The organism is Ancylobacter lacus (assembly GCF_018390635.1).
GTDB classification, from domain to species: domain Bacteria; phylum Pseudomonadota; class Alphaproteobacteria; order Rhizobiales; family Xanthobacteraceae; genus Ancylobacter; species Ancylobacter lacus.
In genome coordinates, this window is record NZ_JAHBGE010000072.1 from 109,518 (window position 1) to 132,822 (window position 23,305).

The 23,305-nt window shown below is 68.4% G+C and carries 29 protein-coding genes; 13 read left to right on the forward strand and 16 right to left on the reverse strand.

Annotation, left to right across the window (positions count from 1 at the left end; genetic code table 11):
- Positions 1-276 precede the first annotated feature (276 nt).
- From guaD to KHC27_RS17640, 5 genes are all read left to right on the forward strand, one after another.
- Positions 277-1,674, forward strand: coding sequence for a guanine deaminase (gene guaD / locus KHC27_RS17620; RefSeq protein WP_213340701.1), 1,398 nt, complete (start codon positions 277-279; stop codon positions 1,672-1,674).
- A gap of 7 nt (positions 1,675-1,681) precedes the next feature.
- On the forward strand, positions 1,682-2,662 hold the full coding sequence (locus tag KHC27_RS17625; protein ID WP_213340702.1) for an antibiotic biosynthesis monooxygenase: 981 nt from the start codon (positions 1,682-1,684) through the stop codon (positions 2,660-2,662).
- Between the two features lie 119 nt (positions 2,663-2,781).
- On the forward strand, positions 2,782-3,639 hold the full coding sequence (cysE, locus tag KHC27_RS17630; RefSeq protein WP_213340703.1) for a serine O-acetyltransferase: 858 nt from the start codon (positions 2,782-2,784) through the stop codon (positions 3,637-3,639).
- 123 nt (positions 3,640-3,762) lie between these two features.
- Complete coding sequence (locus KHC27_RS17635; protein ID WP_213340704.1) at positions 3,763-3,975, forward strand: DUF3126 family protein; 213 nt, start codon at positions 3,763-3,765, stop codon at positions 3,973-3,975.
- A gap of 8 nt (positions 3,976-3,983) precedes the next feature.
- Positions 3,984-4,514 (forward strand): gamma carbonic anhydrase family protein, encoded by a 531-nt coding sequence (locus KHC27_RS17640; protein ID WP_213340705.1) that lies wholly within the window; start codon positions 3,984-3,986, stop codon positions 4,512-4,514.
- 49 nt (positions 4,515-4,563) lie between these two features.
- On the opposite strand, the gene KHC27_RS17645 is transcribed toward KHC27_RS17640, so the two are convergent.
- Positions 4,564-5,244 carry a transglutaminase-like cysteine peptidase gene (locus KHC27_RS17645; protein ID WP_213340706.1) on the reverse strand — a complete coding sequence of 227 codons (681 nt, stop codon included), beginning with the start codon at positions 5,242-5,244 and terminating at the stop codon, positions 4,564-4,566.
- A 309-nt stretch (positions 5,245-5,553) separates the two neighbouring features.
- Here KHC27_RS17645 and KHC27_RS17650 point away from each other — a divergent pair, with 309 nt between their 5' ends.
- Together KHC27_RS17650 and KHC27_RS17655 are read left to right on the forward strand one after the other, a co-directional pair.
- Positions 5,554-6,264, forward strand: coding sequence for a rhomboid family intramembrane serine protease (locus KHC27_RS17650; RefSeq protein ID WP_343210937.1), 711 nt, complete (start codon positions 5,554-5,556; stop codon positions 6,262-6,264).
- Positions 6,265-6,412: 148 nt separating this feature from the next.
- On the forward strand, positions 6,413-6,844 hold the full coding sequence (locus KHC27_RS17655) for a CBS domain-containing protein (protein WP_213340708.1): 432 nt from the start codon (positions 6,413-6,415) through the stop codon (positions 6,842-6,844).
- A gap of 12 nt (positions 6,845-6,856) precedes the next feature.
- On the opposite strand, the gene hisI is transcribed toward KHC27_RS17655, so the two are convergent.
- Both hisI and folE read right to left on the reverse strand, forming a co-directional pair.
- Positions 6,857-7,342 (reverse strand): phosphoribosyl-AMP cyclohydrolase, encoded by a 486-nt coding sequence (gene hisI, locus KHC27_RS17660; protein ID WP_213340709.1) that lies wholly within the window; start codon positions 7,340-7,342, stop codon positions 6,857-6,859.
- 7 nt (positions 7,343-7,349) lie between these two features.
- Positions 7,350-8,003, reverse strand: a complete 654-nt coding sequence (gene folE, locus KHC27_RS17665; RefSeq protein ID WP_213340710.1) for a GTP cyclohydrolase I FolE — start codon at positions 8,001-8,003, stop codon at positions 7,350-7,352.
- Positions 8,004-8,258: 255 nt separating this feature from the next.
- On the opposite strand from folE, the gene KHC27_RS17670 reads away from it, so the two are divergent.
- Positions 8,259-8,729 carry an iron-sulfur cluster assembly scaffold protein gene (locus KHC27_RS17670; RefSeq protein WP_213340711.1) on the forward strand — a complete coding sequence of 157 codons (471 nt, stop codon included), beginning with the start codon at positions 8,259-8,261 and terminating at the stop codon, positions 8,727-8,729.
- A gap of 43 nt (positions 8,730-8,772) precedes the next feature.
- Here the strand turns inward: KHC27_RS17670 and KHC27_RS21765 are convergent, their stop codons facing one another.
- Both KHC27_RS21765 and KHC27_RS17680 read right to left on the reverse strand, forming a co-directional pair.
- A complete protein-coding gene (locus KHC27_RS21765) occupies positions 8,773-9,348 on the reverse strand; it encodes a hypothetical protein (protein WP_246520042.1) in 576 nt (191 codons plus the stop codon).
- A gap of 73 nt (positions 9,349-9,421) precedes the next feature.
- On the reverse strand, positions 9,422-10,114 hold the full coding sequence (locus KHC27_RS17680) for an acid phosphatase (protein ID WP_213340712.1): 693 nt from the start codon (positions 10,112-10,114) through the stop codon (positions 9,422-9,424).
- A gap of 122 nt (positions 10,115-10,236) precedes the next feature.
- Here KHC27_RS17680 and yidD point away from each other — a divergent pair, with 122 nt between their 5' ends.
- The 3 genes from yidD (at position 10,237) to KHC27_RS17695 (ending at position 12,902) form a co-directional block, all read left to right on the forward strand.
- Positions 10,237-10,554 carry a membrane protein insertion efficiency factor YidD gene (gene yidD, locus KHC27_RS17685; RefSeq protein ID WP_425514891.1) on the forward strand — a complete coding sequence of 106 codons (318 nt, stop codon included), beginning with the start codon at positions 10,237-10,239 and terminating at the stop codon, positions 10,552-10,554.
- Between the two features lie 81 nt (positions 10,555-10,635).
- Positions 10,636-12,597, forward strand: a complete 1,962-nt coding sequence (gene thrS, locus KHC27_RS17690; protein WP_213340713.1) for a threonine--tRNA ligase — start codon at positions 10,636-10,638, stop codon at positions 12,595-12,597.
- 152 nt (positions 12,598-12,749) lie between these two features.
- A complete protein-coding gene (locus KHC27_RS17695) occupies positions 12,750-12,902 on the forward strand; it encodes a hypothetical protein (protein ID WP_213340714.1) in 153 nt (50 codons plus the stop codon).
- 33 nt (positions 12,903-12,935) lie between these two features.
- On the opposite strand, the gene parA is transcribed toward KHC27_RS17695, so the two are convergent.
- The 4 genes from parA to KHC27_RS17715 form a co-directional block, all read right to left on the reverse strand.
- A complete protein-coding gene (gene parA, locus KHC27_RS17700) occupies positions 12,936-13,580 on the reverse strand; it encodes a ParA family partition ATPase (protein ID WP_213340715.1) in 645 nt (214 codons plus the stop codon).
- Between the two features lie 77 nt (positions 13,581-13,657).
- Positions 13,658-14,446, reverse strand: coding sequence for a L,D-transpeptidase (locus KHC27_RS17705; protein WP_213340716.1), 789 nt, complete (start codon positions 14,444-14,446; stop codon positions 13,658-13,660).
- A 140-nt stretch (positions 14,447-14,586) separates the two neighbouring features.
- Positions 14,587-15,183 (reverse strand): flavin reductase family protein, encoded by a 597-nt coding sequence (locus tag KHC27_RS17710; protein ID WP_213340717.1) that lies wholly within the window; start codon positions 15,181-15,183, stop codon positions 14,587-14,589.
- A 17-nt stretch (positions 15,184-15,200) separates the two neighbouring features.
- Positions 15,201-15,764, reverse strand: coding sequence for a nitroreductase family protein (locus KHC27_RS17715; RefSeq protein ID WP_213340718.1), 564 nt, complete (start codon positions 15,762-15,764; stop codon positions 15,201-15,203).
- Between the two features lie 132 nt (positions 15,765-15,896).
- On the opposite strand from KHC27_RS17715, the gene KHC27_RS17720 reads away from it, so the two are divergent.
- On the forward strand, positions 15,897-17,045 hold the full coding sequence (locus KHC27_RS17720) for a hypothetical protein (RefSeq protein ID WP_213340719.1): 1,149 nt from the start codon (positions 15,897-15,899) through the stop codon (positions 17,043-17,045).
- Positions 17,046-17,104: 59 nt separating this feature from the next.
- Here KHC27_RS17720 and KHC27_RS17725 read toward each other — a convergent pair whose 3' ends face one another.
- The gene (locus KHC27_RS17725) at positions 17,105-17,947 is read right to left on the reverse strand and encodes an NAD kinase (protein ID WP_213340720.1); all 843 of its coding nucleotides are present in this window, start codon (positions 17,945-17,947) and stop codon (positions 17,105-17,107) included.
- Positions 17,948-17,973: 26 nt separating this feature from the next.
- Between KHC27_RS17725 and cutA the strand changes: the two genes are divergently transcribed.
- Positions 17,974-18,312, forward strand: coding sequence for a divalent-cation tolerance protein CutA (gene cutA, locus KHC27_RS17730; RefSeq protein ID WP_246520043.1), 339 nt, complete (start codon positions 17,974-17,976; stop codon positions 18,310-18,312).
- Positions 18,313-18,330: 18 nt separating this feature from the next.
- On the opposite strand, the gene KHC27_RS17735 is transcribed toward cutA, so the two are convergent.
- The 6 genes from KHC27_RS17735 to KHC27_RS17760 all read right to left on the reverse strand — a co-directional run bounded on the left by KHC27_RS17735 (position 18,331) and on the right by KHC27_RS17760 (position 23,302).
- Positions 18,331-18,579, reverse strand: coding sequence for a DUF3297 family protein (locus tag KHC27_RS17735; protein WP_213340721.1), 249 nt, complete (start codon positions 18,577-18,579; stop codon positions 18,331-18,333).
- 89 nt (positions 18,580-18,668) lie between these two features.
- Positions 18,669-19,655: an MBL fold metallo-hydrolase gene (locus tag KHC27_RS17740; RefSeq protein ID WP_213340722.1), complete on the reverse strand. Its 987-nt coding sequence runs from the start codon at positions 19,653-19,655 to the stop codon at positions 18,669-18,671.
- A 90-nt stretch (positions 19,656-19,745) separates the two neighbouring features.
- The gene (locus KHC27_RS17745; RefSeq protein ID WP_213340723.1) at positions 19,746-20,330 is read right to left on the reverse strand and encodes a hypothetical protein; all 585 of its coding nucleotides are present in this window, start codon (positions 20,328-20,330) and stop codon (positions 19,746-19,748) included.
- A 71-nt stretch (positions 20,331-20,401) separates the two neighbouring features.
- Positions 20,402-21,199, reverse strand: a complete 798-nt coding sequence (locus KHC27_RS17750) for an ABC transporter permease (protein ID WP_213340724.1) — start codon at positions 21,197-21,199, stop codon at positions 20,402-20,404.
- Positions 21,196-22,233 carry an ABC transporter permease gene (locus KHC27_RS17755; protein ID WP_213340725.1) on the reverse strand — a complete coding sequence of 346 codons (1,038 nt, stop codon included), beginning with the start codon at positions 22,231-22,233 and terminating at the stop codon, positions 21,196-21,198. Before KHC27_RS17755 ends, KHC27_RS17750 begins: the two co-directional genes overlap by 4 nt.
- Entirely contained in the window at positions 22,226-23,302 is a 1,077-nt protein-coding gene (locus tag KHC27_RS17760) for an ABC transporter ATP-binding protein (protein WP_213340726.1), read from the reverse strand. The genes KHC27_RS17755 and KHC27_RS17760 overlap by 8 nt, the downstream gene beginning before the upstream one ends.
- Between the last annotated feature and the right edge of the window lie 3 nt (positions 23,303-23,305).

Genomic DNA, 23,305 nt, shown 5'->3' on the forward strand with positions numbered 1-23,305 from the left:
GCGGCTGAAGCGGCGCGGCAAGAGGGTGGTCCGCACGCGGCCTTTGCCGAATATTATCTTAAATCAATGGGTTGTTGACTCTTTCTGGGAAAGTGAATCCGCCGCGCGGCCTCGCGGCGCGCCGCTGTCCTTCCCACGGGTTACGTGGTTAACTCCGGCGCGCAAGGCACATTCTCGGCGGTCGGACCGCCGCGATGCGCCGGCGCCCGGAACGGTGCCGGTGAACGCCTGTGCCCGCGCCTTCCGCTTCCCGCCGCCTCCACTTCAGGTAGTTCCATGAGCACCCTCGCGATCCGCGGCCGCTTCTTCGACTTCATCGACGATCCCTGGAAGCATGTCGGCCGCGAGGCGGAGGCCGCCCGCTTCCTGCCGGACGGGCTGCTGGTGATCGAGGACGGGCTCATCGCCGATTTCGGGCCCTTCGCGGAGGTGGCGCCGCGCCATGCCGGGGTCGCGATCACGGTCATCGAGGACCGCCTCATCCTGCCCGGCTTCATCGACGGCCACATCCATTTCCCGCAGACCCGGGTGCTGGGCGCCTATGGCGAGCAGCTGCTGCCGTGGCTGCAGAAATGGGTGTTTCCCGAGGAGCTGAAGTACCGCGACCGCGACTATGCCCGTGAGGGCGCCGGGCGCTTCTTCGACGACCTTCTCGCCGCCGGCACCACCACCTGCCAGGCCTTCACCAGTTCCTCGCCGGTGAGCACCGAGGAGCTGTTCGAGGAGGCCGGCCGCCGCAACATGCGCGTCATCGCCGGGCTGACCGGCATCGACCGCAACGCGCCGGCCGAGTTCCTCGACACGCCGGAGAACTTTTACCGCGACAGCAAGGCGCTGATCGCGCGCTACCACCGGCAGGGGCGCAACCTCTACGCCATCACCCCGCGCTTCGCCTTCGGCGCCTCGCACGAACTGCTGGCGGCGTGCCAGCGGCTGAAGCAGGAGCACCCGGACTGCTGGGTGAACACCCATATCTCGGAAAATCCCACGGAATGCCGCGGCGTGCTGGAGCAGCACGCCGACTGCGACGATTATCTCGGCGTCTATGAGAAATACGGCCTTGTCGGCCCCAAATTCTCCGGCGGCCACGGGGTGTGGCTGTCGGACGGCGAGTTCCGCCGGATGTCGGCGAGCGGGGCGGCGGTGGTGTTCTGCCCGTGCTCGAACCTGTTCCTCGGCAGCGGGCTGTTCCGCATCGGCCGCGCCACCGACCCCGCGCACCGGGTGAAGATGTCCTTCGGCACGGACATGGGCGGCGGCAACCGCTTCTCCATGCTCAACGTGCTCGACGATGCCTACAAGGTCGGCATGTGCAACAACACCTTGCTGGACGGCAGCGTCGACCCCGCGCGCAAGGACCTCGCCGAGGCCGAGCGCAACAAGATGTCGCCCTGGCGCAGTTTCTGGTCGATCACGCTCGGCGGCGCCGAGGGGCTCTGCATCGACGAGATGGTCGGCAATTTCCAGCCGGGCAAGGAGGCGGATTTCGTCGCGCTGGACTGGAACGGCGGCCCTCTGGCGCAGCGCTGGCACCAGTCGCTGCTGGCACCGGAATCGGGTCCCGAAACCATGGAGCAGGCGGCCGACGTGCTCTTCGCCATCATGATGGTGGGCGACGACCGGGCGGTGGCGCAAACCTGGGTGATGGGCGAGCGCCTCTACAGCCGGGATTGAGCGCGCGATGGCGGGCGCCGACCGGGCATCGAAGGGCGGGGGCGTGGCGCTGGTGAGCCAGCGCCGCATCGCCGATGGCGGCTATGCCGACTATGCCCGATGGCTCGGCCGGCTTGCCGAGCATCTGCGGGACTGGCCGGGCTTCCACGGGCAGGAGGTGGTGCCGCCGACGCCGCCGGCGCAGCCGGACTGGGTGCTGATCCAGCATTTCGCGCGGGCCGAGGCGGCGCGGGACTGGCTCCGGCACGCCGATTACGGCGCGCTGCTGCGGGAGGTGGAGGGCCATTTCGTCGGCCCGGAGGAGGTGCACCTGCTGAGCGACGGCGGCCCGCGGCCGGCGGCCGCCGCCTCCGCCGTCATTTCCTACCGGGTCGAGCCGGGGCAGGAGGCGGCCTTCCTGGCGTGGCAGCGCGAGATCCAGCGCGCGGAGGCGGATTTTCCCGGCTTTCTCCGCCACAAGATCGAGCGCCCCGTGCCGGGGCTGCACGAGGAATGGATCATCGTTCTCAGCTTCGACAGCGACGAGGCGCTGACGAACTGGCTTCAGTCGGACCAGCGGCGGCGGCATCTGGAGGGCGGGCGTCCCTTCGAGCCCGGTTTCAGCCTGCGGCGCGCCGGGCGCGGCTTCGACTTCTGGTTCCGGGGTCCCGCTGCCGGCGAGCGTTCCGGTCCGCTCGGCATCCTGAAGTCGAATCTGCTCGTGCTGCTGGTGCTCTATCCCGTGGTCTTCCTCTGGAGCGTCTTCATCGGCGGGCCGGTGCTGGGCGGGCTCGGCGTGCCGTTCTGGCTGGCGCTGTTCATCGGCAATCTGGTGAGCACGCAACTGCTCGGCTGGTGGGCGGTGCCGAAGGCGTTCGGCTGGTTCGGCTGGTGGCTGGTGCCGGAGCCGGGCCTTTGGCGGGAGATCGCCGGCTTCGCGCTGCTCGCCGCGCTCTATGCCGCCTCCATGGCGGTCTATGCCGCGATTCTCGGCTGGAACGCCGGGTAGGGCAGGCCCGCGCGGCCTGCACGGACCGGGGGCTGGACGGCGTAGGCTCGCCACCCCAATTGTGCTAGGACGGTTGCCAACGCCCGGGCCACTGGCCCGCCGCATGTTCAGGTGATCCCATGGCGCAGACATCGCTGCACGTCGTCGAACCGCCCCCGCGCACCCTCGACAAGGTCGACCCGGTGTGGGCGCGCATCCGTCGCGAAGCCGAGGAGATGGCGGCGCGCGAGCCGGCGCTGGTCAGCTTCATCTTCTCCACCGTGCTCTACCACCAGTCGCTGGAGCGCGCGGTCGCGCACCGAATTTCCCAGCGGCTGCACCATGTCGACGTGCCGGGCGAGCTGATCCGGCAGGCCTTCGACGAAGCCTTCGCCGCCGAGCCGGACATCGGCATCGCCATACGCGCCGACATCATGGCGGTGTGCGACCGCGACCCCGCCACCACCCGGGCGCTGGAGCCGCTGCTCTATTACAAGGGCTTCCACGCCATCCAGACCCACCGGCTCGCGCACTGGCTGTGGACGCAGGGACGTCGCGACTTCGCGCTCTACCTGCAGAGCCGCTCCTCCAGCGTGCACCAGGTCGACATCAACCCGGCGGCGCGGATCGGCCGTGGCCTGTTCTTCGACCACGCCACCGGCATCGTCGTGGGCGAGACCGCGGTGATCGAGGACGACGTCTCCATTCTTCAGGGCGTCACGCTGGGCGGCACCGGCAAGGAGCATGGCGACCGCCACCCGAAGATCCGCCGCGGCGTGCTGATCGGCGCCGGCGCCAAGGTGCTCGGCAATATCGAGGTGGGTCACTGCGCCCGCGTCGCCGCCGGCTCGGTGGTGCTGAAGCCGGTGCCGGCGAAATCCACCGTGGCCGGCATTCCGGCGAAGGTGGTGGGGGAAGCGGGCTGTTCCGAACCCTCGCGGCAGATGAACCAGATGTTCGACGTGTTCGACATGCCTTTCCTCGGCGAGGCGATCTGAACGGCGTCCCCGCTTTTCTCCGGCCGCGGCCCTTGCGCCGCGCCGGGGCCGCCCGCGGGTTGCGCCGGGCGCCTCGGCGTGGCAAGCCTGCGCCCGGTTCAACGGTTCACGGGAGCACGGACTTTGGAGAAGAAGGATCTCGAGCGCGTCCAGACCTATATGCGCCGCCTGTTCGGCAATGCGCAGATCCGGGTCGTCGCGCGCCCGAAGAAGAAGGATTCGGCCGAGGTCTATATCGGCGACGAGTTTATCGGCGTGATGTTCGAGGACAAGGAAGACGGCGACCTCTCCTATAACTTCCAGATGGCCATCCTCGATACCGATCTGGAAGACTGAGGCGTTTCGTGACGATCTATGCGCTCGACGGCGTCGAACCCGAACTTCCGGCCGCCGGGCGCTACTGGGTGGCCCCGGATGCCGCCGTCATCGGCAATGTCCGCCTCGGCGACGAGGCGAGCGTGTGGTTCGGCGCGGTGATCCGTGGCGATAACGAGCTGATCGACCTCGGGGCGCGGGTGAATGTGCAGGAGCTGTGCATGCTCCACACCGACCCCGGCTTCCCCATGACCCTCGGCGCGGACTGCACCATCGGCCACCGCGCGATGCTGCATGGCTGCACCGTGGGGGAGGGGAGCCTGATCGGCATGGGCGCCACCCTGCTCAACGGCGCCCGTATCGGCGCGAACTGCCTGGTGGGCGCCAACACCCTCATCACCGAGGGCAAGGAATTTCCCGACAATGTGCTGATCGTCGGCTCGCCCGGCCGGGTGGTGCGCGAGCTGGACGCCGCGACGGTGGAGCGGCTGCGCCGCACCGCCGGCCACTATGTCCGCAACTGGCGCCGCTTCGCCGGCGGCCTGGTCCGCCTCGGCTGACCAATCCCGCTGCCGCTTTCCGCCGGGCGGCAGGAAGCGGCGATAGGGTTCAGTTGCGCCCGACCGTCGCCGGTGCCCGGGCATCGCCCAGCGAGACCCAGCGATCCGGCTGGCCCTGCATCTGCCGCTTCACATAGCGATAGGGCGTGTCGAGCCAGGAGCGGACCTTGTCGTTCTGGTTGTCCAGCACGAGGTCGCCGCGGTCGGTGACCACCGTCAGCACCGAGTGCCCCTCGCCGTTGACGTCGCGCACCACGGTGATCAGCAAGGTTTCGGCGGGCCAGCCAAGCCCGATCAGGGTGCGGCGTTTCAGCAGCACGTAGTCTTCGCAGTCGCCATAGCCGTCATCAGGGTAAGCCCAGTATTCGACCACGCCATAGTGATCGAGATCGGTCATCGGCTTGATCCGGGCGTTGATGTCGGCGTTCACCGCGACGAGCTGGCTGAAGCCGGCCTGGTCGAGCACCACCTGCCCGCCGCGGTCATTGGCATGGCCGCATTCGGCCGGCTGCGCCTGGCAGAACTGCACATAGCCGAGCGGCGGGCTGGTCTCGCGCCCGGTGCTCATGCTGCTCACGCCATACGACGCCGAGGGCGGCAGCATGGCGAAGTGAAGCCTCTCGCCCTGCTGCTGCGCCTGCGCCGGAGTCGCGCCGGCAATCCCCGCGCCGCCCAGAAGGGCCGCACCGGCAATTGCCGCGATCAGGGCCCGTTCGAGCCTCTTCTTCATCGCGCACCTCATTTCCTGTCCATGAGGCGATATTCGCACAGCCGATTTTATCTTGGTCTAAGCTGATAGAGCGATTCAGACATACCGGGGACAGACATTGTTAATGCCTGTTTTGCTTGTCGTTAACCAGTAATGGCTCGTTAATATTGCGAGATTCTTGACGGCCTGCGGGCCGCCGGGACGGGCGGGCGGCGGCGCGAGGCGGTGCTTTCGCTTGCGGAGGGGCGGACTGGCGCCTATGTCAGCGCCGTGCTTGACCCAACCTCGATGCCCCGGCCGCGGCGCCAGCCTGTCTTCAATGTGCCCGCGGTGATCACCGCGCTCGGCGTCGTCATGCTCGTGGTCCACGGGGTGCGCAGCCTGCTCGGCCCCGAGGCGGACACCTGGGTGCTGCTGCAGTTTGCCTTCATCCCCGCGCGCTACGAGCCGGCCTATATCGGCGAAGCGCTCGGCCCGGATGTCTGGACCTTCGTCTCCTACGCCTTCCTGCATGGCAGCCTCGCCCATATCGGCATCAACCTGCTGTGGATGGTGGCGTTCGGCAGCCCGGTCGCCCGCCGCTTCGGCGTCGGCCGGTTCCTCGCCTTCTTCGCGGTGACGGCCGCGGCCGGGGCGGTGGCGCACCTGCTGACCCACCAGGGCGAGATCGTGCCGCTGGTGGGCGCGTCGGGTGCGATCGCCGGCTTCATGGCGGGGGCGGTGCGCTTCATCTTCGCGGCGCCGGGATTCGCGGGCATGGGCCCGCAGGGTTTCGAGCACACGATGCGGCAGCCGGCGGCCCCGCTCGGCGTGGTGTTGCGCGACCGCCGCGTCATCGGCTTCGTCGCGGTGTGGTTCCTCATCAATATCGGGATCGGCGTGGGCTTGCCGGTCGGGACCGAGGCGGGCGGCACCATCGCGTGGCAGGCCCATATCGGCGGCTTTCTCGCCGGGCTGCTGCTGTTCCCGCTGTTCGACCCGCTGCCGCGGCTGAGGAGCGATGCCGACGTCGACCGCTTCTTCGACGGCGACCGCGCCTGATCGCCGCGGCGGCGTCAACGCCCGATTGAAACTCCCTATTGCCCGGGAAACCGGATGGACGGATCATCTTCGCCCGGGGAGCCGCTTCGGCGGCCCTCAAGGAGCGCGCGACGGTTGAATGATCGCGCGCCTTTCAAGGAGGAAGACCATGACCGTTCGATCGATCATCAATGCCAAGGGGCAGGATGTCCTGACCATCATGCCCGACGCCCCGCTGCGCGAGGCCGCCCGCCTGCTCGCCGAGAACCGCATCGGCGCTATCGTGGTGGTGGACGGCAGCCGCCGCGTCGTCGGCATCCTTTCCGAGCGTGACGTGGTGCGCGTGGTCGGGCTCGACGGGCCGGAACGGCTGGAGGACACCGTCGACACCGTCATGACCCACAAGGTGGTCACCTGTGACGGCAGCGAGACCGTCCATCAGGTGATGGAGAAGATGACGGCGGGCCGCTTCCGCCATATCCCCGTCGTCACCGCGGGCCGGCTGGTCGGCATCATCTCGATCGGCGACGTGGTGAAGCACCGCGTGGCGGAGATGGAGCGCGAGAGCCACGCCATGCGCGAATACATCATGTCGACCTGAGCGGCGCGTGCCTCAGAAGCGCGGCGTGTCGGTTTTGCCCGGCACGCCGTAGACCGCCTCGGGATCGAACAGCTTGCCGCCGTCGTTCACCGCCAGCGTCAGCTCGGGGGTGGGGCGCGCGCCCAGCGGCACGGAACGGAAGAAGCAGGAGCGATGCCCGGTGTGGCAGGCCGCCCCGGGCCCGGCCATGCGCACGCGCATCACCACGGCGTCCTGGTCGCAGTCGACCCGCAGCTCGACCACGCTCTGCACGTGGCCGCTGCTCTCGCCCTTCTTCCAGAGGCGGCGGCGGGAGCGGCTGAAGTAATGCGCTTCGCCGGTCTCGATCGTCAGCGCCAGCGCCTCGGCGTTCATGTGCGCGACCATCAGCACCTCGCCGTTTCCGGCATCGACGGCGACGGCGGTGATGAGGCCGTCGCGGTCGAATTTCGGACGCAGGCGATCGCCTTCCTCCGTCGCCGCCTTGTCGGCGGCCGGAGCGAACAGGGCCTCGCTCATGACGGCCTCAGACGCGCACCCCGCGCACGAGGCTGAGGAAGCGGATCTGCTCCTGAGGATCGTCGCGGAAAATGCCGGTGAACTGGGTGGTGATGGTGGAGGCGCCCTGCTTCTGGATGCCGCGCATCGCCATGCACATGTGCTCCGCCTCGATCAGCACGGCGACGCCGCGCGGCTTTAGCGCCTCGTCGATCGCGGTGATGATCTGCGAGGTCATGTGCTCCTGGGTCTGCAGGCGGCGGGCGTAGAGATCCACCACCCGGGCGATCTTCGACAGGCCGACCACACGCTCCACCGGGAAATAGGCGACATGCGCCTTGCCGACGAACGGCACCATGTGGTGTTCGCAGTGCGAGTGGAAGGTGATGTCCTTCACCAGCACCATGTCGTCGAAGTTCCCGATCTCGCCGAAGGTGCGGTCGAGCACGCTCTCGTCGGGTATGCGGTAGCCGCTGAAGAGCTCCTCATAGGCCTTCACCACCCGCTTGGGCGTGTCGAGCAGCCCTTCGCGGCTGGGGTCGTCGCCGGCCCACGCGATCAGGGTGCGCACCGCGGCCTCCGCCTCCTCGCGGCTCGGCCGGGGCAGCTCCTGGGCTGAGGCCGCGCGGGCCTCCTCTTCACGCTTTGCTCGCTGCATCAGAGATTTAAGCACGGCATCCATGACGAACTCCGTTCGACGGCGCTTTGACTACCGGAGCGCCGGGGTGTCACCGGTTGCGATCGCCATGTGGGTGCGGCATGGCCGGTCTTCACCGAGCCCACCGCCGAACAGGGCACATGCCAGATGGCGCCGGGGCAGCGCCCGCCGTGGGAGCGAGCCGCTTCCGTCACCAACTCTGCACTCCTATATAGGGGAGCAACAAAGGGCCGCAACAGCAGCTTATACGCTGCCCCTACTCGGCGGATGACCGGACTCATGATCAACGACGTTTATAATCGCAGGATTCTGGAACTGGCGGCAGACATACCACGGCTGGGCCGTCTTCCGCATCCCGATGCCACAGCAACCGCGCATTCAAAGCTTTGCGGTTCCACCGTCACGATCGACCTTGCGGTGCGCGACGGCGTGGTCACCGATTTCGCCCATGAGGTGCGGGCCTGCGCGCTCGGTCAGGCATCGTCCTCCATCATGGCGGGCCTCGTGGTCGGCTCCACGGCGGAGGAACTGCGGACGGTGCGCCAGAGCATGCGCCGGATGCTGAAGGAAAACGCCGCGCCTCCCGACGGGCGATGGGCGGAACTCGCGGTGCTGGAGCCGGTGCGCGACTATAAGGCGCGCCACGCCTCCACCCTTCTGACCTTCGACGCGGTGGTCGACGCGCTCGACCAGATCGACGCCAGGGCCGCCGCGAAGGCCGCCGCCCCGAGCCCTGCGACCGCGGGCTGAGTACCGGCGCAGCCTCGCCACCCCTGCGGCCCCGCCTGCCATGTCAGCGTTCGGTGAAGAAGGTGAACAGCACCTTGCCGTCGGCGCCGGTGAGGCAGAGGAAACGGTTGGCGCGGTCGGAGCGGTCGCGCTGGATATAGGCTTCCCCCATCATGACCCCCTTGACCTCGGTGTCGCCGAGCTTCGAGTTCGCCTCGGCGATGGTGAGGCCGTCGACATCGATGAAGATGTCGTCGATGGAGGGTGAGGCCTGCTTCAGCCGGGCCAGCGCCTGCACCTTGCAGTCGGCAACCTTCTGCATGTCGGGGTCGGGCTCAGTGGCCGCCGGTTCGGTGCCCGCCGCGGTGGGCGGCACGGGTGCCTCGGCGGCGGCGGGCTTCTCCGGTGGCGCCGGCGCCGGGGTGGAGGTGGCGGCATCAGCCGGCCGCGCCGTCGGGACGGGCCCTTCGACGGCGGGCTTCTGCGGCGGCGCCGGTGTGATGGCCGGAGCGGGACCGACCTGGGGCGGCGCCGCGCTTTGCGCCAGCGTGGTCGCGTGGACCGGCCCGGCATGCCCGCCCAGCGCCGCGACCAGGATCGCGGCAAGGGTGATGGCACTCGGGAAGCGGTGGATCGGCATGGGCAGGCTCCTCGCTCGTGGCGTCGTGCCTGCTTAAATGCGCCGGTCGGTAAGCGGTTCCCGAAGACGCGGCTCAGTCGGCATAGCCGAGCGCGTGGCGCAGCTCGGTCTTCGCCGCGGCGAAGTCCTTCTGGAACTGCGGGTCGCGCATTTCCTGGGCGGCGATCAGCGATCCGGCGATCCGGCCGGCCTGGATGTCGCTGGCGTAGTGGATGCCCCCGACGATGCGGTTGTTGGCGTAGTCGGCGGCGCGGGCGAAGATGGCGGCGCTCTTCTCCGGCACCATATTGGCGAGCACGATGGCGGTGAGATAGGCGAAGCTGGCATGGCCGCTGGGATAGGCGCCGCTGGTCGACAGCTTCACCGCCGGCTTGATGCGGCTGTCGGCGAGGTGCGGACGCGGGCGCTTCCACATGTCCTTGGCGGGATCGACGATGAAGCCTTCATCGGCATCGACACGCGCAAAGAAGGCCGTGACGACGGGCAGCTTTTCCGCGGTGAAGTTCGGCCCCATCACCTCGGCGAAGCGGAACACGTTCTCGACGACGTCGGCCTGCGCGGCGGCGACCTGCTCGGGGGTGCGGCTTTGCTGGATGGCGAGCAACTGCTCGATTTCCGCCTGCGTGGTCGCGGAATCGGTCGCGGGCGGCGGCGCGAGGATTTTGGTGAGGTCGAGCTGCTCGCGGGTGATGTAGTTTCCGCCATCCGCCAGGCAGGGCGTGATGAGCAGGACGAGAAGGGTGGACAAAACGGCGATGCGGCGCATGAGGGCCTCCGGGCCATGAATCGAAGTGGCGAACCTAGCCGGGCGGACGTGACGCGCGCATGTCATGGAGCTGTCGTCAGCACCGTTTCCGGCGCGGGAACAAGATGCTGGAACGTTTACCCATGGTCATGGTGAAACACGTTGCCCGCATTCCCGAATATGTTCTGCGCGGGCTCGTGTTGACCTACCGTTATACATTGTCGTCCTTCATGGGCCGGCAGTGCCGCTATTTGCCGACCTGCTCGGAATTCGCCGAAGAGGCGCTGTCGCGTCACGGCGCCTGGGCCGGCGGCTGGATGGCGGCGGGCCGGGTCTGCCGATGCCACCCCTGGGGCGGCTCGGGCTTCGAGGCGGTGCCGGTGGAATTGCCGCGCCATGCCCGCTGGTATATGCCGTGGCGTTACGCGCGAAGGCCGCGGCCGAGCCCGCAGGGCCGGTGATCCCGGGCCGGATCCGCGCCCGCGCGACGACACCAACATGCCTACCTGCGCGGTTCGCAGGAGTGGGCCGGAGAGACGCTGATGATCCACCTGACATTCCCCGATGGCGCTGTGCGCGACTTCGCCCCCGGCACCACCGGCGCCGAGGTTGCCGCCTCGATCGCCAAGTCGCTGGCCAAGAAGTCGTTGGCGGTGAAGCTTGACGGCACGCTGGCCGACCTGTCCGATCCCATCACCGCGGATGCGCGGTTCGAGCTGGTGACCCGCGAGAGCCCCGAGGCGCTGGAGCTGATCCGCCACGACGCCGCCCATGTGCTGGCGGAGGCGGTGCAGGCGCTGTGGCCGGGTACCCAGGTGACCATCGGCCCCGTCATCGAGAACGGCTTCTATTACGACTTCTTCCGCAACGAGCCCTTCACGCCCGAGGATTTCGCCGCGATCGAGAAGAAGATGCGCGAGATCATCGCCCGCGACGCCCCCTTCACCAAGGAGGTGTGGAGCCGGGACGAGGCCAGGCGCGTCTTCGCCGAGAAGGGCGAGGCGTTCAAGGTCGAGCTGGTGGACGCCATCCCGGCGGACCAGTCGATCCGCATCTACCGGCAGGGCGCGTGGTTCGACCTCTGCCGCGGCCCGCACATGCCGAGCGTCGGCAAGGTCGGCACCGCCTTCAAGCTGATGAAGGTGGCGGGCGCCTATTGGCGCGGCGATGCCCGCAACCCGATGCTCACCCGCATCTACGGCACCGCCTGGCGCACCCAGGAGGAACTCGACGCCTATCTCCACCAGCTGGAGGAGGCCGAGAAGCGCGATCACCGCCGGCTCGGCCGCGAGATGGACCTGTTCCACTTCCAGGAGGAGGGGCCGGGCGTCGTGTTCTGGCACCCGAAGGGCTGGAGCCTGTTCCAGAACCTCGTCGCCTATATGCGCCGGCGCCTGCGCGCCGACTATGACGAGGTCAACGCCCCGCAGGTGCTCGACAAGTCGCTGTGGGGGACCTCCGGCCACTGGGGCTGGTACAAGGAGAACATGTTCAAGGTGCAGTCCGCCGGCACCAACGAGGACAATGAACGGGTCTTCGCCCTCAAGCCGATGAACTGCCCCGGCCATGTGCAGATTTTCAAGCACGGGCTGAAGAGCTACCGCGACCTGCCGATGCGCCTCGCCGAATTCGGCGCGGTGCACCGCTACGAGCCCTCCGGCGCGCTGCACGGGCTGATGCGGGTGCGCGGCTTCACCCAGGACGACGCCCACATCTTCTGCACCGAGGAGCAGATGGCGGCGGAGTGCCTGAAGATCAACGATCTCATCCTCTCCACCTACGCCGATTTCGGCTTCGAGGAGATCGTGGTGAAGCTGTCCACCCGCCCGGAGAAGCGGGTCGGTTCCGACGCGGTGTGGGACCACGCCGAAGAGGTGATGACGCAGGTGCTGAAGACCATCGAGGCGCAGTCCGGCGGCCGCATCAAGACCGGCATCCTGCCGGGCGAGGGCGCCTTCTACGGCCCGAAATTCGAATACACCCTGCGCGACGCCATCGGCCGCGAATGGCAGTGCGGCACCACGCAGGTCGATTTCAACCTGCCGGAGCGGTTCGGCGCCTTCTATGTCGATGCCGACGGCCAGAAGAAGACGCCGGTGATGATCCACCGCGCCATCTGCGGCTCGATGGAGCGGTTCACCGGCATCCTCATCGAGCATTTCGCCGGGCATTTCCCGCTCTGGCTGGCGCCGGTGCAGGCGGTGGTGACGACCATCACCTCGGAGGGCGACGACTACGCCCGCGAGATCGCGGCGCTGGCGAAGAAGGCGGGGCTGCGGGTCGAGCTCGACGTGCGCAACGAAAAGATCAACTACAAGGTGCGCGAGCATTCGCTGGCCAAGGTGCCGGCGCTGATCGTGGTGGGCCGCAAGGAGGCGGCGGAGCGGACGGTGTCCATTCGCCGCCTCGGCTCTCCCAACCAGACCACGCTGACGCTGGACGAGGCGCTCGCCGCCCTCTTGGCCGAGGCGCAGTCGCCGGACGTGGTGCGCGCCGCCGACTGAGCGGCGCGAGAGGTCCATGTTAAGGCGCGGGCACCGTCCGCGCCTTTTTCATTGATGTACCGGGGTTCTTTACCGCGCCAGTCGCCACGGCGGGCGGCGCGAACTTCCAGCCGTCTCGCCCGTTGACCCCGGTGAAAAACCGGGAGGAACGCATGGAAGTCGTCTATCCCATCGGGATTCTGCTGCGGCTGGTGGCGCTGGTCTACGCGACGATGCAGTCGCGCAAACGCCGGCAGGCCAAGGACCGTGTCCTGCCGGAGGGGCGCGTCGACGAGGTGGCGCGCGAACGCAGCGACGTGCTGTAGCCGCGCCGACCCCCAGTCGCCGCGGCGCGCGGTTCAGCCGCCGAGCGCCTGACGGATTTCGGCGGCGAGGGCGGCGATCTCCAGCGCGCCCTTGGAGCCGGGGTCGGTTTCCTGGATCGTCCGTCCCGCCCCCATGCTCGCGGCAAAACCGACGCGGCTGCCGAGCCGGGTCTGGGCGGCGGGGTGGCCAAGGGCGCGGATGGCGGCGCTCATTTCTTCCGTCAGCCCCACCCGCGATACCGCTCGGTTGATGACGATCAGCGAAGCGGTGCCTTCCTTCGCGATCATCTCCAGCGTCGGCGCGGTGGCCCACAGGTCGATCGGCGTCGGCTGCACCGGCACCGCGACCAGACTGGCTGCTTCGATGGCGGGGCGGGATTCGATGTCGGATTTGGGCGGGGTGTCGATGACCACGAGGTCATAGTCGCGGGCCAGACTGCGGGCCTCGCGGCGGGCGCCCCAGCCGCTGGCGGTGCGGAAGTCCAGCCCGGTGGCGTCCTCGCCCAGCGACGTTTCCCGGGCTTCGAACCACTCGCCGAGGCTGCCCTGCGGATCGCAATCCAGCAGCGCGACCCGCCCGCCGCCGGCCAGCACGAAAGCGACCGCGAGATGGGCGGCGAGGGTTGTCTTGCCCGAGCCGCCCTTCTGCTGCGCGATGGTGATGATCCTGCCGGCCATGGCGCCCCAATCCCCTGCCGCAGCGTCGCACCCTTCCGGCCCGTTCCGCAAGCGGCGGACCGTCGCGGGACAGGTGTTCAGCCCGCTTTCGGCGGGGTGGTCTGGTTCGGCTGCGGCTTCTGCTGCTTCACGATGTCCGACACCTTGGTGCCGTTGCCGAGCACCACGACCCGCGCGCCGACCTGAACCCGGTTGTAGAGGTCGATGGCGTCCTGGTTGATCATGCGGATGCAGCCGGACGACACGTTGGAGCCGATCGAATAGGGCTCCACGGTGCCGTGGATGCGGAACAGCGTGTCCTTGCCGCCCTGCCACAGATACATGGCGCGCGCTCCGAGCGGATTGCCCGGCCCGCCATGCATGCCGATGCCGCTCTGGAGCTGGGTGAGCTGCGGCTTGATGTCGGGGCGCCGGTCGATCATCTCCTTGGGCGGATACCAGTCCGGCCATTCCTGCTTGGAGTTGATCGTCGCCTCGCCCGACCACGCAAAGCCCGCCTTGCCGACACCCACACCGTAGCGAATGGCGCGTCCGCCCGGCTGCACGAAGTAGAGGAACTTGTTCTGCGGGTCGACGACGACGGTTCCCGGCGGCTCGGTGGTGACGAAGTCCACCTCCTGACGGAGATATTTGCGGTCGAGCTTCTTGGTGTCGATGCCGGCGACGGGGAACTTGTCCTGCATCGGGCCATAGTCCGGCGCGATGAAGCCCAGCGACGACATGGTGATCGGCGTGGCCGGCAGCACCGACGTCGTCGGCAGGTAGGCCGAGGGGGCCGGCGTCGAGGTGGACTGGCATCCCGCCAGGCCGATGGCGACGCTGGCCACGCAGAGGCCGGCAAGGAGGCGGCGGCGAGAATGGCGCATGGGAAGGTGAGGCTCCGGAATCAGGTCTGCGCCAATGTTAGCCGCTGGGCCTCTCCCCGGGTATTGCAGCGGCGCCACGGCGCAGAATTCTCTGCGTAGATTCAAGAATATGCCGGTGCCGCCCCGCCTCCCGCCAGGCCTCATGGCCGCGGCACGGACTTCACCCTGTCCACCCACGAATAGTCGAAATAGCCGCCACGGGCGACGGGTTGCAGCCGCTCCGCCTGAAGCAGGCCTTCTTCGATGAAGCGGTCGTCGATGTGGACGCCGACGATCTCGCCGAGAACGAGGAAGCTTTTCGAGTCGACTCCGTTGGAATCCTTGAGCCGGATGGTTTCGATGTAGCGGCATTCCAGCGCGCAGGGCGAGGCCGCGACGCGGGGAGGGGCGACGAGGCGGGAGGGCGCCTTCTCCAGCCCGGCAAGATCAAACTCGCTCTCGCTCGCGGGGATGGCCTTGGCGGTGAGGTTCACCTGCTCCAGAAGCGGCAGGGTCGCGAGGTTGCAGACGAATTCGCCGCTGGTCTCGGCATTTCGCATCGAATGCTTCGCGCCCGAGGAGGAGAAGCCGACGATGTCGGGCGATTCGCTCAGCAGGTTGAAGAAGGAATAGGGCGCCAGATTCGCGGTGCCGTCCGGCGCGAGGGTCGAGATCCAGCCGATCGGCCGGGGGGTGACGATCGCCTTGAGCGGCCCGAACGGCAGGCCATGATTGGCGAGACGAGGCTCGTAGAACATGCGGCGGCTCCCAGCGGTCAGAAGCGGGTGACGATGTCGGCGAGAGCCGGGCGGGGGCGGTCCTCCTGCGCGCGGGCCAGCGTGCCGATATGCACGAAGCCGACGAAGCGTTCCGCCTCGGCGAGCCCGAAGGCGCTGCGCACCCGCGCATCATAGGCGTACCATTCGGTCAGCCAGGTGCCGGCGTAGCCCATGGCGTGCGCCGCCAGCAGCAGCAGGGTGCAGGCGGCGGCGCCGGACATGAGCTGCTCCCATTCCGGTATTTTGACATGGGCACCTGCCCGCGACACCACGGCGATCACCAGCGGCGCGCGGGAGAGGCGGGTGCGTTCGATGGCGAGCCGGTCGGCGTCGGCCCCGGGATTGTCGCGCGCGAACACGGAGGCGATGGCTTCGCCGGCGCGCGCCTGCGCCTCGCCCTCAATGACGATGAAGCGCCACGGCGCCAGCTTGCCATGGTCGGGCACGCGCGAGGCGATGGCGAGCATGCGGTCGATCTCCGCCGGGGAGGGGCCGGGGGCGACGAGATCGAAGATCTTCGGGCTCTTGCGGGTTTCGAGCAGGGTCAGAGCGTCGGTCATGGTGGGATCGTTCCTCGTTCTCTCCCGCGGTAGCACGCCCCCAGCGCCCCTCCAAGGCGGCAGCCCGCTTCGCCGTTCCAGCGGAAAGCGACGACTTGAATTCGCCCCGGTTTGCGGGCACGAGTTCGCATCATGCAGTCGCCTCGTCTTCCCCTCCCGATGCTGCGCCGCTACGGCATTCCGGCACGTTGCGCCGCGTCAGGCGGCGCACGGCGCGCCGCCGTGCGTGGGCTGATCGTGCTGCTGGCGCTCGCGCCTGCTGCCGCCTCGGCGCAGAACGCCACGGTGAAATCCGGCACGCTGTCCGGCGGGATGTCTCAGGTCATGCCGTTCAGCGGCGTTCCCGGCTCGGCGAGCCGGGTGCCGCCGATGAGCGGATTCGCCCCGGCGCCGATCCTCTCCCCCGGCACCGCCCCGCCGGTGGGGGCGGGCACGGCGCGCGATCCCCACACCGTCCTGCCGCAGCCGCCGGCCGGCAAGGCGGCGATCGGGGTGAGTGCCCGCTTCGGCGCCAACGAGCCGCTGATTCCGCGCGGGCTGGTGTGGCGGGTCTTCGCCGACAAGCCGGAAGCCTCCGGCGCCTATCCGCTGGTGGCCGAGGCGGTCGATCCCTCGCCGGTGTTCTTTCTCTCGCCCGGCGGCTATGTGGTTCACGTCTCCTATGGCCTTGCCAGCGCGGTGCGCCGCCTCGTCGTCGGCTCCAGCTCGCGGCGCGAGCAGTTCGACCTCGAAGCCGGCGCCATGAAGCTGCAGGGCGACGTGAACGACGTGCTCATTCCCGCGCAGAAGGTGACGTTCGATATTTTCGAGGGCAGCTTCCTGCAGGGCAAGACCTCGACCCGGCCCTACTTCCGCGACGCCGAATCCGGCTCCGTGGTCGTGCTGCCCGCCGGCAGCTACCATGTCGTCTCGACCTATGGCGAAGGCAACGCGGTGATTCAGGCCGACCTCACCGTGCAGCCGGGAAAGCTCACCGACGCCACCATCCATCACCGCGCCGCCGAGATCACCCTGAAGCTGGCGGCCAAGGCCGGTGGCGAGGCGTTGAGCGACACCCAGTGGTCGGTGCTGACGCCGGGCGGCGACACCATCAAGGAATCCATCGGCGCCACGCCCACCTTCGTGCTGGCCGAAGGCGGCTACACCGCCATCGCCCGCAACGACGGCAAGACCTACAGCAAGGAGTTCGAGGTCCAGGCCGGCAACAACACAGCGATCGAGCTCTCCGTGGAAGCCAATGCCGGGTTGCCGCAGCAGCCGACGGGCGACATTCAGGAATAAGCCGGCACGGCCCGGCGTTCCGGCGCCGTGCCACCGGCCTCGCCGGGCGCCGGCCGACCTCAGCAGTCGAACTGTTCGCGCAGGATGCGCTCGTCGATGGAGTGGTCGGGGTCGAATAGCATGGTCATGGACGAGGCGGCATCGAGCCGGGCGCGAACCTTCACGACGCTCAGAACCTGGAAATGATCGGCGGTGGCGTTCACCGGGCGCTTTTCCGCCTCCAGCACCTCGATTTCCACCACCGCCCTGTCCGGCACCAGCGCCCCGCGCCAGCGCCGCGGGCGAAAGGCGGAGATCGGCGTCACCGCCAGCAGCGGCGTGCCGATGGGCAGGATCGGGCCCTGCGCCGAGAGATTGTAGGCGGTGGACCCCGCCGGCGTTGCGACCAGCACGCCGTCGCAGATCAGCTCCTCCATCCGCACCTTGCCGTCGATGGCGATGCGCAGCTTCGAGGCCTGATAGGACTGGCGGATGAGCGACACCTCATTGATGGCCGGGGCGCGGTGGACCGCGCCCTTCGAATCCGTCGCCTCCATCATCAGCGGATGGATGTCGACCCGCTGCGCCTCGGCGATGCGATCCGGCAGGTGGTCGAGACGGTAGGCGTTCATGAGGAACCCGACCGAGCCGCGGTTCATGCCGTAGATCGGGATGCCGGTATCGCGGAAGCGATGCAGGGTCTGGAGCATGAAGCCGTCGCCGCCCAGCGCGACGACGACGTCGGCATCTTCCGGCGCGACGCCGCCATAGCGGGCGGCGAGATGGGCACGGGCTTCCCCGGCATCGCGCGCCTCGCTCGCGACGAAGGCGATTCGGCCATATGCTGGCCGGGCGGAGCCGGATGGCGCGGCCGACTCACCGGGTTCGAGCCCGTCGAGGCGGGGGCGGGCGGCATGGTTCATCTGGCAGGCCCGATGCACGAGGATGGATGGCGGTGCCGGATAACGCATATAGCACAATCGTCGTCTACACGACGTGGCCATCTGCCCTCGATGCCGAAGCGGCAGGCCGCGCTATTGTCGCCGATGGTCTGGCCGCCTGCGCCAACATACTTCCCGGCCTGATCGCGCTGTCGCGCGTTCAGGGCGAGGTCGAGCGCGCCGAAGAGGTGCTGATGCTGCTCAAGACGACGGCGGCGCTCGCCGGCCCGGTGGCGCAGGCGGTGCGGGCCCGCCATCCCTATGAGACGCCCGCCATCCTTATTCTGCCGGTCGCGGGCGGAGATGCCGCCTATCTCGGCTGGATCGGCGAGGCGACGCAGCTGTGAGGCGTCCCGCAGCGGCGGTCACGGCTCTTCGGGCGCCCGCAGATAGGCCTCGACCGGGCCGCGGAGCTTCACCGTCATCGGGTTGCCGGCGCGGTCGCGGGCCTTGCCGACCGACACACGGATCCAGCCCTCGCTGATGCAGTATTCCTCGACGTTCGTCTTCTCCACGCCCTTGAAGCGGATGCCGACGCCTTTCTCGAGCAGGTCGGCATCGTAGAACGGGCTGGTGGGGTCGCTCGAAAGGCGGTCGGGCAGGGTGTCGGCCATGGATGGCTCCTCAGGTCAGGCACGCGCGGCTGCGGGGTGGCGGGAGACATAGCCGCCCCCGCCTCCGAAGCCAACCGGTCGCGCCGCCCTCAGAGCACGGGGCTCCAGTCCGCCGGCACGAAGCGGTAGCCCTCGCCGTCCTTGGCGGCATGGCCGAGGGCGGGGAAGGGGAAGTGATAACCCGTCACCAGCAGGCGCTCGGCGGCGAGCATGTCGTAGACGCGGCGGCGGGTCTCGATCGCCTTGGCCGGGTCCATGTCGTACTGCACTTCCCATTCGGGATGGGTGACGAACAGCGCCGGCAGGTTGGTGACGTCGGCCTGGACGAAGACCTTGTCGTTACCCGAGGCCAGCACGAAGGAAGTGTGGCCGGGCGTATGGCCATAGGTCGCCACCGAGGTGATGCCCGGCGCGATCTCCTTGTCGGCGTCGAACCGCTGCACCCGGGTCTCGATATCCTTGAACACCCGGCGCACATTCTTGAAGGCTGCCTGACGGGCCTCCGGGGCGCGGCTCATCTCGCCCTCGTCCATCCAGTAGGCCCACTCCGCCGCCGGCACCAGCACTTCGGCATTGGGGAACGCCAGCGCACCCTCGTCGTCACGCAGGCCGTTGATGTGATCGGGATGGAAGTGGGAGATGATGACGGTGTCGACGTCGATCGGCTTCACCCCGGCCCAGGCGAGGTTGGCCATGAGCTGGCCGACGGTCGCCCCGCCGCTCTGCGGGCCGTTGCCGGTGTCGATCAGCACCAGTTTCCCGCCGGTGTTGATCAGCAACGGGTTGAACTGGGCGGTGATCTGTCCCTCCGGGAGGAAGGCTGCCTTCAACGCCGCATTCACCTCCGCCAGCGAAGCGTTCTTCACGAAGCCGTCTGCCAGCGGGGAGGTGCGGGCGCCATCGCTCACCGCCGTGACCTCCATCGTGCCGACCTTATAGCGGTAGAGGCCCGGCACCTGCTGGCCGATCGGCGAGAGGCCGGCGCTCGCGGCCCCCGGCAGCACGGTGGACAGGGCGCCATAGGCCGGGAGGGCGGCGGCGGCGCCGAAGAGGAAACGGCGGGAGATGCTGGTCATGGGGTATCCCTGTTGCGCGCCGGGCAAGCTAGAGGCCCACCCCGCCGCGGTCACGGCGCCTGCCTTCACGATCGGGTGAAACGGTCCCGGTCAGAAGCTGTGCTTGTAGCCGAGTTCGATGCCATTGTAGTTCGGTTCGCCATCCGACCAGTCCCGCGTGACGAACAGCGTCACCGTGCCGTGGGCGTCGAGGCGGTAATTGATGCCGGTTGCGATCTCGGGCGTGTTGTAGTCGTCGCGGGTGTCGAAGGCATTGCGGTAGCGCAACCGCGCCGCGGTCCAGACCAGCTTGTCCGTCACCGGGATATTCGCCGCGAGCGTCGCGACGTAGTAGGGAAAGCTGCTGTCGGTGTCGGCGGAGATGAAGTGCTGGCCCGCCCCGATCATGCCGGTGAGGGCGAACCCGCCGAAGTCATGGGTGTAGCCGACCAGCGCCTGGACGTTGGTCTTGGAATCGGTGGTGTTGGCGGTGTCGTAATATTTCACGCCGGCCGCGATGATCAGGTTGCTGTCGAAGGTGTGGGCGAGGGTGACTTCCCAGTCGGTCGACTTGGTGGCGGTGAAATCGCCGGGAACCCGCTCGCTCGTGACACTGGCGCCGATCGTGGTGCTGTCGGCCCGCGCCGCCACCGATGGAAGGGCGAGCAGCGAGGCGACGAACAGTATGCGGCGCATGTTCCACCCTCCACAATCCGCCGCCGGGAGGCGCACCGCACGACACGCGGCGCGGCGGCCTCGCCGTCCGCTCAGCGGGCCGGCTTCCCCTTCAGCACGACATAGGCGGTGGCGGCGAGCAGGGTCAACGCCACGAAGATGACGCCCACCACATTGATGACCGGCGACAGGCCGAAGCGCAGGCGGGAGGCGATCTCCGTCACCAGCGTCCAGTCGCCGCCGACCGCGAACACCGTGGTGTTGTAGTTCTCGAAGGACTGCAGGAACGCCACCACCGCGGCGGTGAAGGCGGTGGGGGCGAGGAAGGGCAGGGTGATGCGGCGGAAGACGAGGAAATGCCCGGCGCCGAGATCGAGCGCGGCTTCCTCCAGCGTGCGGTCCTGCCGCTGCAGACGGGCGAGGAACAGCAGCATGGCGTAGGAGGCGATGAAGCTCGACTGCGCCATCACCGCCACGAACAGCCCGCCCGGCACCCCGAATTCGCGCCAGAAGATGAGGCTCGATATGCCGAGGATGATGCCGGGCGTCAGCACCGGGGACACCAGCACGGAATAGAGCAGGGTGCCGGAACGCTCCCCCAGCCGGGTGAGGATGAGCGCGCCGGCCAGCCCCGTGGGGATGGACACCGCGATGACCCCGAGCGCGACCATCACCGAGTTGTAGAGCCCCTGCAGCAGGCGCTGGTCATGGGCCAGCGCCACGAACCATTTCAGCGTGAAGCCGTGCCACTGGGTGACGGAGGGGTAGTCGAAGGCGTTGAACGCCGCCGCCGACATCACCGCCAGCGGCAGGAACAGATACAGGCAGAACAGCCCGACATAGATGTTGAGCACGAGCTGTGCGCCACGGCTCTCGGTGGAAGCGCTCATTTTGCGATGTCCCTCAGCCCGACGCCGAACAGGCGCATCATGATGAGGATGAAGGCCGTGCAGACCACCAGCAGCGACACCGCATAGGCCGAGCCCATGTTCCAGTTGTTGCTCTCGTAGAACTGGCGGTACACGAGCTGGCTGAACCAGTCTCCGCCCTGGCCCCGCGTCATGATCTGCGGCACCGAATAGGAGCCGGCCGAGAGCATGAAGGTCATGATGCAGCCGACCGCAATGCCCGGCTTGGCGTGGGGGATGATGACCCGCCGGTGGATGCGGAAGGAGGACGCGCCGAGGTCGCGCGCCGCCTCGATCTGGTTGCGGTCGAGCGTCTCCAGCGTGTTCACCATCGGGAACACCATGAACAGGACGTAGGTGTAGATCATCGCGACGAAGACGGCGGAGGGGTTCTCCAGGAAGGGAATCCAGCCGCGATTGTCGAGATCGACCAGACCGAACCAGCCGAGCACGCCGTTGATGACGCCGCGATAGTCGAGGATCATCAGCCAGGCATAGACCCGCAGAAGCTCGTTGATGGCGTAGGGCACGATGAGCGCCACGGTGAGGATCACCGCCTTGCGCGGCCCGCTCGCCAGCGCCACGGAATAGGCGACGGGGTAGCACACCACCAGCGCCAGCAGCGTCACCATCAGCGCGTAGAGGATGGTGCGGGCGAAGATGTAGAGGTGCAGTTCGCTGATCCGGGTGAAATTGTCGAAGCCATAGACCTTGGGCGGGTTCTTCTCCTGGGCCTCCAGCGCCGTCGCCTGCGCCTGCTTCTCCGCGATCTGGGCATCGAGCGCGGCCTGCCGCGCCGGGTCGGTCGCGCTGCTGCGGTCGAGCTGCAGGGTGGACATGTCGTTGTAGAGCCGGTCGATGGCGAGCGAGGTGTCGCCCTTCGATTCCCGCCACCACAGCGACTGCTCGATCATGGCGCCGAGCGGCACCAGAACGAGGACAAGAACCCAGACCACCGTGATGGCGGCGATCAGCGCCGCCAGCGGGCGGCCATAGGCGCGCGCGAGGCTACCCATTGGCCAGCGGTCCTTCGGCATAGACGAGCGCGTCGGTGCGGCCGAAGCTCAGCGTCACCTCGTCGGGAATGTCGCGGGCGGCCGGACCGTTCGGCATCACCACCAGAAACCGGCGGCCCTTGGCCTCGAAATCGAGATTGACGCTGGCGCCCTCGAGGTGGCGCGCGGTCAGCCGGGCGGTGAGGCTGTTCTCGCGTCGCCCGTCGAGTGCCATGCGCTCGGGGCGGACCATGACCAGCACCGCGGCGCCGGGGGCAAGGTCGCCCTTGGCGCGGCCCGTCACCCGGCCGACCGGCGTGTCTACCGTCGCCTCGTCCTTGGCGAGCGAGACCAGCGTGCCGGGCAGCACGTTCTGTTCCCCGACGAAGGTGGAGACGAAGGGGGTCGCGGGATCGGCATAAATGGTGTCGGCGGCCGCCACCTGTTCGATGCGTCCCCGGCTCATCACCGCGACCCGGTCGGACATGGCCAGCGCCTCGCCCTGGTCGTGGGTGATGTAGATGAAGGTGATGCCGACCCGCTTCTGGATCGCGCGCAGCTCGGTGCGCATGTGCTGGCGCAGCTTCAGGTCGAGCGCGGAGAGCGGTTCGTCGAGCAGCAGGACAGACGGCTCCACCGCCAGCGCCCGGGCGATGGCCACGCGCTGGCGCTGGCCGCCGGAGAGGTCTGCCGGCTTCTTGCCGCCAAAGCCGCCGAGCGCGACGAGGTCGAGCAGTTCCTCGGCCCGGGCGAGGCGCTCGCGCCGGCCGACGCCGCGCGCCTCCAGCCCGAAGGCCACATTCTCGGCGACGCTCATCAGCGGGAAAAGCGCGAGGTTCTGGAAGATCAGCGCGGTCGGCCGTTCATTCGGTCCCTTGCCCGCCATGTCCTCGCCGCCCAGCAGCACGCGGCCTTCGGACGGCTCGATGAAGCCGGAGATGGCGCGCAGGATGGTGGTCTTGCCGCAGCCGGATGGGCCGAGAATGGAGAAGAACTCCCCCGCCTCGATGGCGAGGCTGGTGGGGTGGACGGCGGTGGAGCCACCGAAGCGGATCGCGACCTGATCGAGGCGGACGTCCTTGCCGCGCATGAG